We start from the raw sequence: 16380 nt of genomic DNA on the forward strand, positions 1-16380 counted from the left end.
TTTTGCCCGATAAAGGGCAAAACTAAGAAATTTTCCTGGTTTCTCCTGGATGCTATCTCAGGCGTCTTTGCTGGCTGATTTTTACAATGCGGCAAAAATCAGCTCAGGAGTAACTCAGTCATGCTGGCCTTCTTAAACCAGGTGCGTAAACCCACCCTGGATCTGCCGCTCGAAGTGCGGCGTAAAATGTGGTTCAAACCGTTTATGCAGTCGTACCTGGTGGTGTTTATTGGCTACCTGACGATGTACCTGATCCGCAAAAACTTCAACATCGCCCAGAACGACATGATCTCCACCTACGGGCTGAGCATGACGCAGCTGGGGATGATCGGCCTCGGCTTCTCAATCACCTACGGCGTCGGTAAAACGCTGGTGTCGTATTACGCGGACGGCAAAAACACCAAGCAGTTCCTGCCGTTTATGCTGATCCTTTCCGCCATCTGTATGCTCGGCTTCAGCGCCAGCATGGGCTCGGGTTCGGTTAGCCTGTTCCTGATGATTGCCTTCTACGCCCTGAGCGGCTTCTTCCAAAGCACCGGCGGGTCGTGCAGCTACTCCACCATCACCAAATGGACGCCACGCCGCAAGCGCGGTAGCTATCTGGGTATGTGGAACATCTCCCACAACCTCGGCGGCGCAGGCGCGGCAGGCGTTGCCCTGTTTGGCGCTAATTACCTGTTTAACGGCCACGTCATAGGGATGTTTATCTTCCCGTCCGTTATCGCGCTGATTGTCGGATTTATTGCCCTGCGCTACGGCAGCGACTCCCCTGAGTCCTACGGTCTCGGCACCGCCGAAGAGCTGTTTGGCGAAGAGGTCAGCGAAGAAGACAAAGAAGCCGAAGATAACTCGATGACAAAGTGGCAGATTTTTGTTGAGTACGTGCTGAAAAACAAAGTGATCTGGCTGCTGTGTTTCTCCAACATCTTCCTCTACGTGGTGCGTATCGGTATCGACCAGTGGTCTACCGTCTACGCGTTCCAGGAGCTGAAACTCTCCAAAGAGGTGGCGATTCAGGGCTTCACGCTGTTTGAAGTTGGGGCGCTGGTTGGCACGCTGCTGTGGGGCTGGCTCTCTGACCTCGCCAACGGTCGTCGTGCGCTGGTGGCCTGCGTGGCGCTGGCATTAATCATCGCTACGCTGGGCGTCTATCAGCATGCGAGCAACCAGTATGTTTACCTGGCTTCTCTGTTCGCACTTGGCTTCCTGGTCTTCGGACCGCAGCTGCTGATTGGCGTGGCCGCCGTGGGCTTTGTGCCTAAGAAAGCTATCGGCGCAGCCGACGGCATCAAAGGTACCTTCGCCTACCTGATCGGCGACAGCTTTGCCAAGCTGGGCCTGGGGATGATTGCCGACGGTACGCCAGTCTTTGGCCTGACCGGCTGGGCAGGGACTTTTGCCGCGCTGGATGCCGCCGCCATTGGCTGTATCGTGCTGATGGCCGTGGTTGCGGTCTTCGAAGAGCGCAAAATTCGCCGTGAGAAAAAGATCCAGCAGCTGAACATCGCCTGATCGTCTTGTTGACTGCTTCCAGCCCGGCTTAACGCCGGGCTTTTTTATGCCTGCGGTTAACGCCGGCATCAGACATTACTGAGAAAAATGAATGCGCTATACTCCACGGCGTTGATTGATAGCACATTGCCGATAAGCTACCGGGTATCTCACTTCATGATTTGGATTATGTTAGCCACGCTTTGCGTGGTGTTTATTGTAGGGTTTCGGGTACTCACCTCTGATTCACGCCGGGCAATTCGTCGGCTGAGTGAGCGGCTGGGGATCGATGTGGTGCCGGTTGAATCGATGATCGATCAGATGGGGAAAGCGCAGGGCGACGCGTTTTTGCAGTATCTGCACCGTCCGGATGAGTCTCACCTGCAAAATGCCGCGCAGGTTATGCTTATCTGGCAAATGGTGATTGTAGACGGCAGCGATCAGAATTTACAGCAGTGGCATCGTCGGCTGCAGAAGGCACGGCTGGCAGCGCCGGTGACCGATACCCAGGCTCGCCTGGCGTTAGGGTTCCTGCGTGAAATGGAGCCGGACAAGTCAGAGATTCAGGCTTTTCAGATGCGCTATAACGGCTATTTTCAGCCGCAGGACGGCGTGCACTGGCTGCACTGATCCCTGTTCTGGCACTGCGATTACAGCGCTTTGATCATTCTGACTTCGCAATCCACATGGCCGGTGCAGCCGAGCGCCTCTGAAATATGCTCGAAGCCCAGGTGCTCGTACAGCGCGATGGCCTCTTTCAGAAACGCCGTGGTTTCAAGATAGCAGCGCTTAAAGCCCTGACTGCGTGCGTGCTCAAGCGCCTGCAGCGCCAGCTTCTTGGCTAAGCCTTTGCCGCGCACCACCGGCAGGAAATACATCTTCTGCAGCTCGCAAATATCCGGCTCGCTACACGATAACGGCGCAACGCCGCCGCCTCCCACCACTTCGCCGTCGATCTCCACCACCCAGTACGCATGGCCAGGCTGGCTGTAGAGCTGAAACAGCTCATCAAGGTTCGGGTCAGCGACGGTATAGCCTTTGTCGGCCGTCAGGCCGTATTCGGCCGAAACCTGGCGAATGACCCGGGCGATAGCCGAATTGTCTTCGGCAGTTATCCGGCGCAGCTGGAGCTTCACATCTACCGGAGCTGTGGTGTTCATCATGCGACTCATATGCTTAGGGAAGGATAAAGGGAGTTAATAGCACTTCATTACGGAGGGTGCAAGCCGCAAACAAAACGCCCTGCACCGAAGTGCAGGGCGAATGATGCAGCGTGGCTGATTACAGCGCGGCGATAACGGCCTGCTGTTCAATCAGCTTAGCTTTTGCGTCGGCAAAGCCTTCCAGGCGCTCGCGCTCTTTGGCGACAACGTCTGCCGGAGCACGGGCCACGAAGCCTTCGTTGGACAACTTGCCTTCGATCTTGCCGATTTCGATTTCGATCTTAGCGACTTCTTTTGCCAGACGCTCAATCTCAGCGGCTTTATCAACCAGACCTGCCATCGGGATCAGCAGCTCTGCGCCATCGATAATCTTGGTCACGGAAACCGGACCTTTATCATCGACAGGCAGCAGGGTGATGCTTTCCAGGCGAGCCAGGTTCTGCAGGAAGGTGCGGTTTTCGGTAACGCGACGAATCGCCTCTTCGCTGCAGCCGCGCAGCAGCACGTCCAGACGCTTGCTCGGCGCAATGTTCATCTCGGCGCGAATGTTGCGCACCGCGGTGATCACATCCTTCAGCCACTCGGTGTCGGCGAAGGCTGCTTCATCAACCTGAGACGCATCGTAGGCCGGGAATGCCTGCAGCATAATGGTATCTGCGGTGATGCCCTTCAGCACTTTGACGCGCTGCCAGATGGTTTCGGTGATGAATGGAATGATCGGATGCGCAAGGCGCAGCAGGCCTTCCAGCACGTTCACCAGCGTGTTACGGGTGCCGCGCAGTTCCGCTTCCGTGCCGCCGTTCATCACTGGCTTGGTCAGCTCCAGATACCAGTCACAGAACTGGTTCCAGGTGAATTCGTACAGGATGTTGGCGGCGATGTCGAAGCGGTAGCTGTCCAGCGCTTCACGGTACGCTTTCACGGTGCGGTTGAACTCGGCCAGGATCCAGCGATCGGCCAGAGAGAGCACCTTTTCACCGCCGTTGAAGCCGCAATCCTGCTCTTCGGTGTTCATCAGCACGAAGCGGCTAGCGTTCCAGAGCTTGTTACAGAAGTTGCGGTAGCCTTCCAGGCGCTTCATATCCCAGTTGATGTCGCGGCCGGTAGAGGCCAGCGCCGCCAGGGTGAAGCGCAGGGCGTCGGTGCCGTGCGGCTCGATGCCGTTCGGGAATTGTTTCTCGGTGCGCTTGCGGATCTTGTCTGCCAGCTGCGGCTGCATCATGTTGCCGGTGCGTTTCTCCAGAAGATCTTCCAGCGAGATGCCGTCCACCATATCCAGCGGATCGATAACGTTGCCCTTGGACTTGGACATCTTCTGGCCTTCGTCGTCGCGAATAAGACCGGTCATATAGACGGTCTTAAACGGCACCTGCGGCTTGCCGTCTTCATCTTTGATGAAGTGCATGGTCAGCATGATCATGCGCGCAATCCAGAAGAAGATAATGTCGAAGCCGCTGACCATTACGCTGGTCGGGTGGAAGGTGCGCAGCGCTTCGGTGTTCTCCGGCCAGCCCAGGGTGGAGAAGGTCCACAGGCCTGAGGAGAACCAGGTGTCCAGCACGTCTTCGTCCTGGCTCAGCGCAACGTCGTCGCCCAGGTTGTTTTCGGCGCGAACTTCCGCTTCGTTACGGCCAACGTAGACGTTGCCTTCTGCATCGTACCAGGCCGGGATACGGTGACCCCACCACAGCTGACGGGAGATACACCAGTCCTGAATATCGCGCATCCAGGAGAAGTACATGTTTTCGTACTGCTTAGGTACGAACTGGATATCGCCCTGCTCAACGGCCTCTACCGCGACTTTCGCCAGCGGCGCGGTACGCACGTACCACTGGTCGGTCAGCATTGGCTCGATAACCACGCCGCCGCGGTCGCCGTAAGGAACGGTCAGATCGTGCGGTTTAATTTCGTCCAGCAGGCCCATTTCGTCGAACTTCGCGACCACGGCTTTACGCGCGGCAAAGCGTTCCAGATTCTGGAATTCTGCCGGGATATCGGAGGCGTAAACGGTGGACTCTTCGCCGTTGGTGTCGAACACTTCTGCCGCTTCGCGGATATCACCGTCGAAGGTCAGAATGTTGATCATAGGAAGCGCGTGGCGACGGCCAACTTCGTAGTCGTTAAAGTCGTGCGCCGGGGTGATTTTCACGCAGCCGGTGCCTTTCTCCATGTCCGCGTGCTCGTCGCCCACGATTGGAATGCGGCGGTTAACCAGCGGCAGCAGCACAAATTTACCGATCAGATCTTTGTAACGCGGATCTTCCGGGTTAACGGCCACGCCGGTATCACCGAGTACGGTTTCCGGGCGAGTGGTAGCGACGATCAGGTAATCTTTACCGTCGGCGGTTTTTGCGCCGTCGGCCAGCGGGTAGCGCAGATGCCACATGGAGCCTTTGGACTCGCGGTTTTCAACTTCGAGGTCGGAAATCGCGGTGCGCAGTTTCGGGTCCCAGTTTACCAGGCGCTTGCCGCGGTAAATCAGATCTTCTTTATAAAGGCGGACGAACACTTCTTTCACCGCGTTGGACAGGCCTTCGTCCATGGTGAAACGCTCGCGCTCCCAGTCTACGGAGTTACCGAGACGACGCATCTGACGGGTAATGGTGCCGCCGGACTCTGCCTTCCACTGCCAGATTTTGTCGATGAACGCGTCGCGGCCGTAATCGTGGCGGGTTTTTCCCTCTTCGGCGGCGATTTTACGTTCTACAACCATCTGGGTCGCGATACCGGCGTGGTCGGTGCCCGCCTGCCACAGGGTGTTTTTGCCCTGCATGCGCTGGTAACGGATCATGGTGTCCATGATGGTTTGCTGGAAGGCGTGACCCATATGCAAACTGCCGGTGACGTTCGGCGGCGGGATCATGATGCAGAAGCTTTCCTGGCTGGTGTCGCCATTCGGTTTGAAGTAGCCCTGCTGTTCCCAGTGCTCGTAAAGCGGCTGTTCGATATCTTGCGGGTTATATGTCTTTTCCATTGTCTGCTATGTCGTTCCCGGCGGGGTGTAGGTCGCCGTAGTCAAGTGGAAACCGGCAACGCGGTACGCTTTATAGCGCTCGCGGGCCAGTTGTTTCTGGGATTCTTCGTAAGGTACGAAGTCTACCACTTCCAGGAAAGCGGTGGCAAAATCTGCGAAGTGCGGCAGCAGGCTAATCAGCAGATCGCGTGGGGCGCTGCCCCGGCGCTGAGGCCATGCCAGCTCAACCGGTGCGCCGTAGCGCGGGCCTTCGCCGGCCAGGTTATGCGGAACGAATGCCTGAGCGTCTCGCTGCCAGAGCGCTTCATCCAGGCGAACCGCCTGCTGCTCGTTCTCACAGGCTATCAGCACCCGCTTACCTGCACGGAATCCCTCCGCAGCCAGCTCGCACACCAGCTGTTCAACGGCGCTGAGCCCTTCGGCGTGCGTGTCGTTATCCAGCAGGTAAAACGTTGCGTTTTTCATGAGACCAGCTTGTTAAGTTAAATGTTGTTGCCCCTCACCCTGACCCTCTCCCCAAAGGGGGGAGGGAACGAAACGGTTTTTTACGCCCGTCGGGGTGAGGGTAAAGCTTTACGCTTACTCTTCGCCGCTAAACCCGGAGCGGTTGAGCAGGAACTGAGACAGCAGGGCGACAGGACGACCGGTAGCCCCTTTTGCCTTGCCGGAACGCCATGCGGTACCGGCGATGTCCAGGTGAGCCCAGTTGTACTTGCGGGTAAAGCGGGAGAGGAAGCATGCTGCGGTAATCGCACCGCCAGGACGGCCGCCAATGTTTGCCATATCGGCAAAGTTGGACTCCAGCTGCTCCTGATACTCGTCACCCATCGGCAGACGCCATGCGCGATCGCCCGCCTGCTCCGAGGCGCTGATCAGCTCGTGCGCCAGCGGGTTGTGGTTAGACATCAGGCCGGTGATGTGGTGGCCGAGGGCAATCACACAGGCGCCGGTCAGCGTGGCGACGTCGATAACCACTTCCGGCTCGAAGCGTTCCACATAGGTCAGCACATCGCACAGGACCAGGCGGCCTTCGGCGTCGGTGTTCAGCACTTCAACGGTCTGGCCGGACATGGTTGTCAGCACGTCACCCGGACGGTAAGCACGGCCGCCAGGCATGTTTTCACAGCCGGCAAGCACGCCAATGACGTTCACCGGCAGATTCAGCTCGGCCACCATGCGCATTACGCCGTAAACGGAAGCGGCGCCGCACATGTCATACTTCATCTCATCCATGCCTTCGGCAGGCTTGATGGAGATACCGCCGGAGTCGAAGGTCAGGCCTTTACCGACCAGCACAATCGGGCGAGCATCCGGGGACGCATTGCCTTTATATTCAATCACCGACATCAGCGATTCGTTCTGCGAGCCTTCGCCTACCGCGAGGTAGGAGTGCATGCCCAGCTCTTTCATCTGCTGTTCGCCAATCACGCGGGTAACCACGTTTTTGCTGAACGAGTCGGCCAGCTGACGAGCCTGAGAGGCAAGGTAAGCGGCGTTACAGATGTTTGGCGGCATGTTGCCGAGATCTTTCGCCGCTTTAATGCCGGAGGCGATCGCCAGACCGTGCTGAATAGCGCGCTCGCCGCTGGTCAGCTCACGGCGGGTTGGCACGTTGAAGACCATTTTACGCAGCGGGCGGCGCGGTTCGGTTTTGTTGGTTTTCAGCTGATCGAAGCTGTACAGCGACTCTTTCGCCGTCTCAACCGCCTGGCGCACTTTCCAGTAGGTGTTGCGGCCTTTGACGTGCAGCTCGGTCAGGAAGCAGACGGCTTCCATTGATCCGGTGTCGTTAAGGGTGTTAATTGTTTTCTGAATCACCTGCTTGTACTGGCGCTCATCGAGCTCGCGCTCTTTGCCGCAGCCAATCAGCAGAATGCGTTCAGACAGCACGTTTGGCACGTGATGAAGCAACAAGGTTTGCCCTGGTTTTCCTTCCAGCTCACCACGGCGCAGAAGCGCGCTGATGTAGCCATCGCTGATTTTATCGAGTTGTTCTGCGATCGGGGACAGTCGACGCGGTTCAAAGACTCCCACAACGATGCAGGCACTACGCTGTTTCTCGGGGCTACCGCTTTTTACACTGAACTCCATGCACTACGCTCCTGAATCTTAAAGACAACGGCGGGGGCTACAGGCTAGAATTGCAAGCTTTCGTAACTCATCTCCGCTGTTGCGATGACTTCGTGTTAATCTTAACGAATGGATTTACGTTTTCTATTATGTCTGAACATCGCCCCGTAAAGCGAGTTCGCCGGGATATCTAATCTTAGCGATGTTTTCGACGATTAAAGAGAATAAATGACGTATAAGCGATGAAACAAGCGATTTTCCTGCAAAAAGACTCGTTTCCACAGGCGTATTTAATGTGATTATCATAAGATATCTGGTTCGGGAGACGCTGAAAAGCCAGCTGGCGATCCTGTTTATCCTGCTGCTGATTTTTTTTGCTCAGAAGCTGGTCAGGATCCTCGGTGCTGCCGCCGACGGCGAAATCCCAACAAATCTGGTGCTTTCCCTGCTGGGTTTAGGCGTGCCTGAAATGGCGCAGCTAATCCTCCCCTTGAGCCTTTTCCTCGGCTTGCTGATGACGCTTGGGCGTTTGTACACCGAGAGTGAAATCACGGTAATGCATGCCTGCGGTCTGAGTAAAGCGGTACTGGTGAAAGCCGCGATGGTACTCGCACTCTTCACCGGTATTGTGGCGACCGTAAACGTGATGTGGCTGAGCCCCTGGTCCTCCCGCCATCAGGATGAAGTGCTGGCCGAAGCCAGGGCTAACCCCGGCATGGCCGCGCTGGCACAGGGCCAGTTCCAGATAGCCACGGACGGCAACGCCGTGCTGTTTATCGAAAGCGTTCAGGGCAAGGAGTTCAAAGACGTCTTCCTTGCTCAGGTGCGCCCGAGGGGCAGCACGCGTCCTTCCGTCGTGGTCGCGGACTCCGGCCAAATCTTCCAGCGTCCGGATGGCTCTCAGGTGGTGAAGTTAAACACCGGCAGCCGCTTTGAAGGCACCTCTACGCTGCGCGACTTCCGTATTACTGATTTTAAAGATTATCAGGCGGTGATCGGTCATCAGGCCGTGATGCTGGATCCGTCCGACACCAGCCAGATGGGCATGCGTGACCTTTGGAAAAGCCACGATCCCGCGGCGCGTGCAGAGCTGCACTGGCGCCTGACGCTGATTATGTCGGTGATCGTTATGGCCCTGATGGTTGTGCCGCTGAGCGTGGTGAACCCGCGTCAGGGGCGCGTGCTGTCGATGCTTCCGGCGATGCTGCTCTACCTGGTCTTCTTCCTGCTGCAAAGTTCTCTGCGCTCCAGCGGGGCGAAGGAGAAGCTGGATCCGATGATTTGGATGTGGGCGGTAAACCTGGCGTACCTGGCGCTGGCTGTCGTCCTGAACCTGTGGGATACGGTGCCGATGCGCAAACTGCGTGCCCGCTTTAGCAAGAAAGGAGCGGTTTAAATGTTTGGTGTACTTGACCGTTACATCGGTAAAACCATCTTAAACACCATCATGATGACGCTGTTTATGCTGGTGTCGCTGTCGGGAATCATTAAGTTCGTTGACCAGTTGAAGAAAACGGGTCAGGGCGCCTATTCCGCAGCGGGGGCGGGGATGTATACCCTGCTCAGCGTTCCGAAAGATATTCAGATCTTCTTCCCGATGGCCGCGCTGTTAGGCGCGCTGCTGGGGCTGGGGATGCTGGCGCAGCGCAGCGAGCTGGTGGTTATGCAGGCTTCGGGCTATACCCGCATGCAGATCGCCTCCTCGGTGATGAAAACGGCGATCCCGCTGGTGCTGCTGACCATGGCCATTGGCGAGTGGGTCGCCCCTCAGGGCGAGCAGATGGCGCGTAACTACCGCGCGCAGATGCTGCTGGGCGGTTCGCTGCTCTCCACGACTAACGCCATTTGGGCGAAAGACGGCCACGACTTCGTCTATATCGACCACGTGAACAGCGACTCTGAAATTGCTGGCATCATGATTTATCACTTCAACGGTGAGCGTCGTTTGCTCTCAGTGCGCAACGCTGCCTCCGCGAAGTATGACGCCGGGCATAAAGTGTGGCGCCTGTCTCAGGTTGATGAGTCAGACCTTACCGATCCTAAGCAGATTACCGGCTCGCAGACCGTGACGGGGGAATGGAAGACTAATCTGACGCCGGATAAGCTCGGGGTGGTCGCGCTGGATCCAGAGTCACTTTCGATAACCGGCCTGCATGATTACACCAACTATCTGAAGTCGAGCGGCCAGGATGCCCGCAAGTATCAGCTGAATATGTGGAGTAAGATCTTCTCCCCGGTCTCGGTGGCGGTGATGATGCTGATGGCGCTGTCGTTCATCTTTGGCCCGCTGCGCAGCGTGCCGATGGGCGTGAGGGTCGTTACGGGGATCAGTTTCGGCTTTATCTTCTACGTGCTGGACCAGGTCTTCGGCCCGCTCACGCTGGTTTACAACATTCCGCCCATCGTCGGCGCGCTGTTACCTAGCGTGAGCTTCCTGCTTATCAGCCTGTGGATGCTGACAAAAAGAGCGGGATAAGTTTACCTTAACCCTTATGTCTTGATCCTCCCCGCCAGTGCGGGGAAGATCCCCGACTGATCATCGGGAGGTTGCCGGTGAGCATCCCCTAGCCCTGGTGCCCCTGAGCCCGCGGGAGAGATTATGCCCCGGCAGCCTTTCTCCCTGTCGCCTCAAGACCGAACGGTATCCTGTGCCTCTGAGCACCCACACATAAGGATGGTCTGGCGATATTATTCATAAGGTTACGGAGAATCATATGACCCTCACTTCTGTCGGCGTTGATATTGCTAAGCTAAAATTTGATGTCGCTGTCCTGCTGCCTAATCAGAAATACAAAACTAAAAAGTTTGCTAACACGCATGCGGGATGCCGTGAGTTTATTCACTGGCTGGCCCGTTTTGGAGACTGTCACGTCTGTATGGAGGCTACCGGCAGCTACAGCACGGAACTCGCCACGGCATTGTCCGATGGCGGCTATCGAGTCAGTCTGGAAAACCCTGCCCGTATTCATGCCTTCAGTCATACCGAACTGGCCCGAAATAAAACGGATAAAAGCGATGCCGCACTGATAGCGCGGTATTGTGCCCTGTATCAGCCAGCACAATGGCATCCGGCCCCTCTCAGCCAGCGACAGCTGACCGCGCTGGTACGGCATCTTAAAAATCTTGAAGAGATGCGACAGATGGAAGAGAACAGGCTGGAGGCCGCAGATGAGGTCATAACCGGTTCGTTAAAAGAACACATCGCCACGCTGGACGAACTGATAAAAGAAACAAAAAAGAAAATCAGACAGCATATCGACGATGACCCGGACCTGAGAAAAGACAAGGCGCTGCTGGAGAGTATCCCGGGTGTGGGAGATGTGCTGAGTACGAATCTTCTGGCCTTCGCGGGAAACCTGAGGCGATTTAGCAGCAGTAAGGCTCTGGTGGCTTATGCAGGCCTGAACCCACGACGTTGTGAATCCGGGATGTGGAAAGGAAAAAGCAGGTTGTCGAAAGTGGGGAGCCGTGAGCTGCGTAGCGTACTGTATATGCCTGCGGTGGTGGCGGGAAGGTGTAATGAAGTGGTGAAAGACCTGATGAGGCGGCTGGAGAGTAGAGGTAAGGCAGGAAAAGAGCGAGTATGTGCAGGAATGAGAAAGCTACTGCAGCTGGCTTATGGCGTGGTGAAATCAGGGCGTGAATTTGACGCCGAAATACCGCTTGCCGGATAGCCGACAAGACGGTATCTCTCCCTAAAAGGGAGAGGGGCATCAGTGGATAAACATCACCGACACACACAAAATCCCGACAATCAGCGTCAGCAGATTGGCCAGTGAACGCCACGGCTTAAGCGCGGGCACCAGATAAGTCGACAGGGTTGGCATAATAAACAGAATCAGCGCGATAAGCGGCCCGCTGATGGCGTAAATCATCGCCAGAGCGTTCGGGTTGATATAACACACCACGAAGGTCAGCAGGGAAATCAACGTGATGGAAAGCGCCCGACAGAAGGCTCTGCTTTTACTCACGCCAGCGGCGCCCAGCGAGGATTTAACAATCGCCGTCGCCCCTTCAATCACGCCAAAATAGGTGCCCAGGAACGACTTGGACATCGCCACTATCGCGACGATAAAGCCTGAAATCCCCAGCCATGCCGGCGTACCCTGGACCATCGACAGCGCTGAGAGGATCGTCAGACCCTGCGCCTTTGCCGCCGTAATATCCTCAGCCGGAATCGACAGGAAGCAGCTAAACACAAAGAACAGCACGCTGAGGCAAATCACGAAGTACGCCACGCGCATGATCTTCTTACTGTTATCCATTGCCCCTTCGCCGTGGCTTTCGCGCTGGGCCACCGCAAATGTCGAGATAATCGGCGTGTGGCTGAAGGCAAAGACCATCACTGGAATCGACATCCAGATCTCACCCAGCGCGTGCCGGTCGAGCACCAGGCCCTCGGTGAGCAGGGATGTTTGCCAGCTGCTGGTTAAATATAAGGATAAAAACAGGAAGTAAGCAATCAGCGGGAATACCAGGAAGCCCATCACTTTGATGGTGACCTGCCGCCCCATCAGGAAGATGAGGTTCAGCGCCGCAACAACGCCGAGGCTGACCAGCACCCTGACGGTGGTGGTAATCGGCCCGTGTTTGGCCAGCTGCTCGATGAGGGAGTTGGTAATGGCGACGGCATAAATCAGGATCACCACAAAAAACGCCACAAAGTAGAGCCCGGTGATCAGGTTACCGATGGTTTTGCCGTAGTAATGGGTGACGGCGCTGGTGATGCCGCCGCTGCCCGACGTTTTCGCCGACAGAATAAACTGACACAGCGCCCGGTGCGGCCAGTAGGTCAGCGGGTAGGCAATCAAGGCCGTCAGCAGGAGAACGATGGCCCCGGCGGAGCCGAGCTGAATAGGGAGAAAAAGGGTTCCTGCGCCCACGGCAGTACCATATAAGGCGAAACTCCACAAAGTTTCTTCTTTTGTCCAGAATTTGCGCATTATTTAATCTTTTCTTCTGACTGATTTCCAAAAACCGGCGTAATCTAGCATAAAATCGCCGTTGTCAGTCATGTGGCTGTTATTGCAGGTTTTATTACCCTCACCCCGGCCCTCTCCCTGGAAGGGAGAGGGGGAAAGAAAGAAGTACTGGCGCAATTGATCGGGCAGAAAGAGAAAGATCCCCTCTCCCTGGAAGGGAGAGGGGGAAAGAAAGAAGTACTGGCTCAATTGAACGGGCAGAAAAAGAAAGATCCCTTCTCCCTGGAAGGGAGAACGGGAAAGAAAGAAGTACTGGCTCAATTGAACGGACAGAAAGAGAAAAGTCTCCTCTCCCTCGAAGGGAGAGGGGGAAAGAGAGAAGTACTGGCGCAATTGAACGGGCAGAAAAAGAAAAGTCCCCTCTCCCTTGAGGGAGAGGGTCAGGGTGAGGGGGAAATGACGAAACCTAGCGCTTACGCCCCCCCATAATGCTGCCCAGCACGCCGCGAATAATCTGGTTCGTGACCTGCCTTGCAGCGCTCTTCGCCATCGTCTGCACCACGCCGTCGCGCTTGCCGCCTCGCGGCCCGGTGCTGCCAAACAGGATGTCTTTTAGCCCGCCGAGAATACCGTCATCCACCTCCACGCTTTGGCCTCTGGCCGGGGGCGCATCCTGCTTATCGCCCGCGGCCTGTACGCCTTTCTGCAGCATTTCGTAGGCCGATTCCCGGTCAATCGCTTCGTCATACTTGCCGTACAGCGGGGAGTGGTTCAGCAGGCCATTGCGCTCGTCGTCCGTTACCGGCCCCATGCGCGAACAGGGAGCGATGACCATCGCACGCTCGACGACCGACGGGCTACCTTTGGCATCCAGGAAGGAAATCAGCGCCTCGCCGGTGCCCAGCTCCTGAATGGCTTTTTCGGTGTCGAAAGCCGGATTAGCCCGCATGGTCTGCGCCGCCGCTTTCACCGCCTTCTGGTCTTTTGGCGTAAAGGCGCGCAGGGCGTGCTGAACGCGGTTGCCGAGCTGGCCGAGCACGATATCGGGGATGTCGGACGGGTTTTGCGTCACGAAGTACACGCCCACGCCTTTGGAGCGGATCAGGCGGATCACCTGCTCGACTTTGTCCAGCAGGACCTGCGGAGCGTCGTTAAACAGCAGGTGAGCTTCATCGAAGAAGAAGACCAGCTTAGGCTTATCGAGATCGCCCGCTTCCGGCAGCTGCTCGTAAAGCTCGGACAGCATCCACAGCAGGCTGGCGGCGTAGAGCTTCGGCATCTGGTAGAGCTTTTCCGCCGACAGGATGTTGATGATCCCTTTGCCGTTAGAGTCGGTGCGCATCCAGTCTTTGATATCCAGCATCGGCTCGCCGAAGAAGTACTCTGCGCCCTGCTGCTCGAGGGAAAGTAGCCCGCGCTGGATGGCGCCCACCGAGGCGCTGCTGATATTGCCGTACTGCGTCTGGAAGGATTTGGCGTTATCGCCGATGTACTGGGTTAAGGCGCGCAGATCTTTAAAATCCAGCAGCAGCAGGCCCTGGTCGTCCGAAATGCGGAAGATAATTTGCAGCACGCCGCTTTGCACGTCGTTCAGGTTAAGCAGGCGAGCTAAAAGCAATGGCCCAAGGTCAGACACGGTGGCGCGAACCGGATGGCCTTTTTCCCCAAAGATGTCCCATAGCACGACCGGGTTGCCGTGCGGGGACCAGTCCGTCACGCCGATATTGGCGAGCCGGGCCAGCAGCTTCTCTGACTCTGCGCCTTCTTCGGCAACGCCGGTTAAGTCTCCCTTCACGTCGGCCATAAACACCGGCACGCCGATCTCCGAGAATGACTCTGCCAGCTTTTGCAGCGTGACGGTTTTGCCCGTCCCGGTTGCGCCGGTGATAAGTCCGTGGCGGTTGGCCATGTTGGGCAGAATATGCAGTTCAGTCTCTTTGGTTCTGGCAATCAGCAGTGGTTCAGTCATCAGCGTTTCCCTGTGGCAACATTTGTCTAAAGCATAGCTTTCCGCACGAATTGAGCATCGGGATCTTCCCATGTTTACCCCGGAGGTCGGGCAAAGGGCTATGCTTTGCAGACCTCTTTCTGAATACAGGGAAAGCTATGTCCAGATTCTTTTATAACGATCGTAAGCAGCTGGTCAACGATGCCATCGAAGGCGTGATTATCAGTTCCCGCCACCGCAACCTTGTGCGCCTGGATATTGACCCCGCCATTCGCGTAGTCGCCCGCAGCGACTGGGACAAAAGCAAAGTCGCGATTATCTCCGGCGGCGGCTCGGGCCATGAACCAGCGCACGTCGGCTTTGTTGGCAAAGGGATGCTGACCGCTGCGGTATGCGGCGACCTGTTTGCCTCGCCGAGCGTGGACGCTGTACTGAACGCCATTGTCGGCGTTACCGGCGACCGCGGCTGCCTGCTTATCGTCAAAAACTACACCGGGGACCGGCTGAACTTCGGCCTGGCCGCCGAGAAAGCCAAAAGGCACGGCCTGAAGGTCGAGATGGTGATCGTCGGGGACGACATCTCGCTACCGGATAACAAACAGCCGCGCGGCATCGCCGGAACGGCATTAGTCCACAAAATTGCGGGCTATGCCGCAGAGCAGGGTAAATCTCTTGGTGACGTGCGTGACATCGCGCAAAAGGCCTGCGACAGCATTGCCAGCATGGGCGTGGCGATGCAAACCTGCAACCTGCCGGGCAGCGATGAAGAAGAAGGGCGCATTAAAGGCGGCCACGTCGAGCTTGGGCTGGGCATTCACGGCGAGCCGGGTGCCAGCACGGTAGATACTCAAAACAGCAAAGAAGTGATCGCCACGCTGGTGAAGCACCTGGGTAAAGCGACGGGTAAAGAGAGCGAGCTGGCGGTGCTGATCAACAACCTCGGCGGCGTCTCGTCGCTGGAAATGGCGCTGCTGACCAAAGAGCTGATGCACTCGGAACTCGGCTCGCAGATCAAATACCTTATCGGCCCCGCGCCGCTGGTTAGCGCCCTCGACATGAAAGGTTTCTCGCTCTCCACCATTAAGCTGACTCCGGACTTTATCAAGGCGCTGGAGTCAGACGTGGAAACCGCAGGCTGGCAGCCGATGGTGAAATACCACAAGATGCCGGCGCAGAAGCAGCCGGCAATCCGGGAAGACCATACGGTTAAAGCGTCTGCTAACGAGGACGTGAAAGCGCTGGTGGCCAGCGTGACCCAAACGCTGATCGCCCAGGAGAATCATCTCAACGCGCTGGATGCCAAAGTGGGCGACGGCGATACCGGCTCAACCTTTGCCGAAGGCGCACGCGACATCGCCAACCTGAACGACAAAGGCAAGCTGCCGCTGAACGACGCCGCCGCGCTGCTTGGGCTGGTGGGCGAGCGGCTCGCCACCGTGATGGGTGGCTCCAGCGGCGTGCTGATGTCGATCTTCTTTACCGCAGCCGGGCAGAAAGTTGGCGAGAAACAGCCGCTGGCCGAATCCCTGCTGTTTGGCCTGGCGCAAATGAAGCGCTACGGCGGCGCGGATCTGGGTGACAGAACGCTGATCGACGCCCTGCAGCCGGCGCTGGAAGCGTTAAGGGATAAAGACCTGAAGGCCGCCGCGAAGGCAGCAGAGAAGGGTGCGGAAGAGACGGCGAAGATGCAAAAAGCCAACGCCGGTCGCTCATCCTACGTGAACAGCGATAATCTGGAAGGGGTAAAAGACCCGGGGGCAGTCGCCGTAGCGGCGGTGTTTGCCGGGCTAGTGAAGTAACTAAAAAGGCTCC

General features: G+C 57.0%; 13 protein-coding genes. 7 read left to right on the forward strand and 6 right to left on the reverse strand.

What is annotated here, in order from left to right; all coding sequences use genetic code 11:
- Positions 1-120 precede the first annotated feature (120 nt).
- Both uhpT and EL098_RS02070 read left to right on the forward strand, forming a co-directional pair.
- Positions 121-1512, forward strand: a complete 1392-nt coding sequence (gene uhpT / locus EL098_RS02065) for a hexose-6-phosphate:phosphate antiporter (protein ID WP_126354434.1) — start codon at positions 121-123, stop codon at positions 1510-1512.
- Positions 1513-1668: 156 nt separating this feature from the next.
- A complete protein-coding gene (locus EL098_RS02070; RefSeq protein WP_126354435.1) occupies positions 1669-2121 on the forward strand; it encodes a DUF1198 domain-containing protein in 453 nt (150 codons plus the stop codon).
- A 20-nt stretch (positions 2122-2141) separates the two neighbouring features.
- Here the strand turns inward: EL098_RS02070 and EL098_RS02075 are convergent, their stop codons facing one another.
- The 4 genes from EL098_RS02075 to pepA form a co-directional block, all read right to left on the reverse strand.
- Positions 2142-2651, reverse strand: coding sequence for a GNAT family N-acetyltransferase (locus tag EL098_RS02075; protein WP_126358333.1), 510 nt, complete (start codon positions 2649-2651; stop codon positions 2142-2144).
- Positions 2652-2772: 121 nt separating this feature from the next.
- Positions 2773-5628, reverse strand: a complete 2856-nt coding sequence (locus EL098_RS02080; RefSeq protein ID WP_126354436.1) for a valine--tRNA ligase — start codon at positions 5626-5628, stop codon at positions 2773-2775.
- Positions 5629-5634: 6 nt separating this feature from the next.
- Positions 5635-6093, reverse strand: a complete 459-nt coding sequence (locus EL098_RS02085; protein WP_126354437.1) for a DNA polymerase III subunit chi — start codon at positions 6091-6093, stop codon at positions 5635-5637.
- A 114-nt stretch (positions 6094-6207) separates the two neighbouring features.
- Positions 6208-7719 (reverse strand): leucyl aminopeptidase, encoded by a 1512-nt coding sequence (pepA, locus tag EL098_RS02090; protein WP_126354438.1) that lies wholly within the window; start codon positions 7717-7719, stop codon positions 6208-6210.
- Between the two features lie 274 nt (positions 7720-7993).
- Between pepA and lptF the strand changes: the two genes are divergently transcribed.
- From lptF to EL098_RS02110, 3 genes are all read left to right on the forward strand, one after another.
- Positions 7994-9094 (forward strand): LPS export ABC transporter permease LptF, encoded by a 1101-nt coding sequence (gene lptF / locus EL098_RS02100; protein WP_126354440.1) that lies wholly within the window; start codon positions 7994-7996, stop codon positions 9092-9094.
- On the forward strand, positions 9095-10174 hold the full coding sequence (gene lptG, locus EL098_RS02105) for an LPS export ABC transporter permease LptG (RefSeq protein WP_126354441.1): 1080 nt from the start codon (positions 9095-9097) through the stop codon (positions 10172-10174). It abuts the gene before it with no gap.
- A gap of 238 nt (positions 10175-10412) precedes the next feature.
- On the forward strand, positions 10413-11372 hold the full coding sequence (locus EL098_RS02110; protein ID WP_126354442.1) for an IS110 family RNA-guided transposase: 960 nt from the start codon (positions 10413-10415) through the stop codon (positions 11370-11372).
- 39 nt (positions 11373-11411) lie between these two features.
- Here the strand turns inward: EL098_RS02110 and EL098_RS02115 are convergent, their stop codons facing one another.
- On the reverse strand, positions 11412-12641 hold the full coding sequence (locus tag EL098_RS02115; RefSeq protein ID WP_126354443.1) for an amino acid permease: 1230 nt from the start codon (positions 12639-12641) through the stop codon (positions 11412-11414).
- A 72-nt stretch (positions 12642-12713) separates the two neighbouring features.
- On the opposite strand from EL098_RS02115, the gene EL098_RS02120 reads away from it, so the two are divergent.
- Positions 12714-13109 carry a hypothetical protein gene (locus EL098_RS02120; protein WP_126354444.1) on the forward strand — a complete coding sequence of 132 codons (396 nt, stop codon included), beginning with the start codon at positions 12714-12716 and terminating at the stop codon, positions 13107-13109.
- Here EL098_RS02120 and EL098_RS02125 read toward each other — a convergent pair.
- The gene (locus tag EL098_RS02125; RefSeq protein ID WP_126354445.1) at positions 13087-14589 is read right to left on the reverse strand and encodes a helicase HerA-like C-terminal domain-containing protein; all 1503 of its coding nucleotides are present in this window, start codon (positions 14587-14589) and stop codon (positions 13087-13089) included. The two genes, EL098_RS02120 and EL098_RS02125, sit on opposite strands and share 23 nt — an antisense overlap.
- Before the next feature lie 137 nt (positions 14590-14726).
- Between EL098_RS02125 and EL098_RS02130 the strand changes: the two genes are divergently transcribed.
- Positions 14727-16367: a dihydroxyacetone kinase subunit DhaK gene (locus EL098_RS02130; protein ID WP_126354446.1), complete on the forward strand. Its 1641-nt coding sequence runs from the start codon at positions 14727-14729 to the stop codon at positions 16365-16367.
- The last annotated feature ends 13 nt before the right edge of the window (positions 16368-16380 follow it).

Source organism: Cedecea lapagei (assembly GCF_900635955.1).
Taxonomy (GTDB): Bacteria; Pseudomonadota; Gammaproteobacteria; order Enterobacterales; family Enterobacteriaceae; genus Cedecea; species Cedecea lapagei.

What these genes read in the sequence shown, in the direction of transcription:
- uhpT (WP_126354434.1), top strand. Translation starts at nt 121, where the DNA reads ATGCTGGCCTTCTTAAACCAGGTGCGTAAACCCACCCTGGATCTGCCG.
- EL098_RS02070 (WP_126354435.1), top strand. Translation starts at nt 1,669, where the DNA reads ATGATTTGGATTATGTTAGCCACGCTTTGCGTGGTGTTTATTGTAGGG.
- EL098_RS02075 (WP_126358333.1), bottom strand. Translation starts at nt 2,651, where the DNA reads ATGAACACCACAGCTCCGGTAGATGTGAAGCTCCAGCTGCGCCGGATA.
- EL098_RS02080 (WP_126354436.1), bottom strand. Translation starts at nt 5,628, where the DNA reads ATGGAAAAGACATATAACCCGCAAGATATCGAACAGCCGCTTTACGAG.
- EL098_RS02085 (WP_126354437.1), bottom strand. Translation starts at nt 6,093, where the DNA reads ATGAAAAACGCAACGTTTTACCTGCTGGATAACGACACGCACGCCGAA.
- pepA (WP_126354438.1), bottom strand. Translation starts at nt 7,719, where the DNA reads ATGGAGTTCAGTGTAAAAAGCGGTAGCCCCGAGAAACAGCGTAGTGCC.
- lptG (WP_126354441.1), top strand. Translation starts at nt 9,095, where the DNA reads ATGTTTGGTGTACTTGACCGTTACATCGGTAAAACCATCTTAAACACC.
- EL098_RS02110 (WP_126354442.1), top strand. Translation starts at nt 10,413, where the DNA reads ATGACCCTCACTTCTGTCGGCGTTGATATTGCTAAGCTAAAATTTGAT.
- EL098_RS02115 (WP_126354443.1), bottom strand. Translation starts at nt 12,641, where the DNA reads ATGCGCAAATTCTGGACAAAAGAAGAAACTTTGTGGAGTTTCGCCTTA.
- EL098_RS02125 (WP_126354445.1), bottom strand. Translation starts at nt 14,589, where the DNA reads ATGACTGAACCACTGCTGATTGCCAGAACCAAAGAGACTGAACTGCAT.
- EL098_RS02130 (WP_126354446.1), top strand. Translation starts at nt 14,727, where the DNA reads ATGTCCAGATTCTTTTATAACGATCGTAAGCAGCTGGTCAACGATGCC.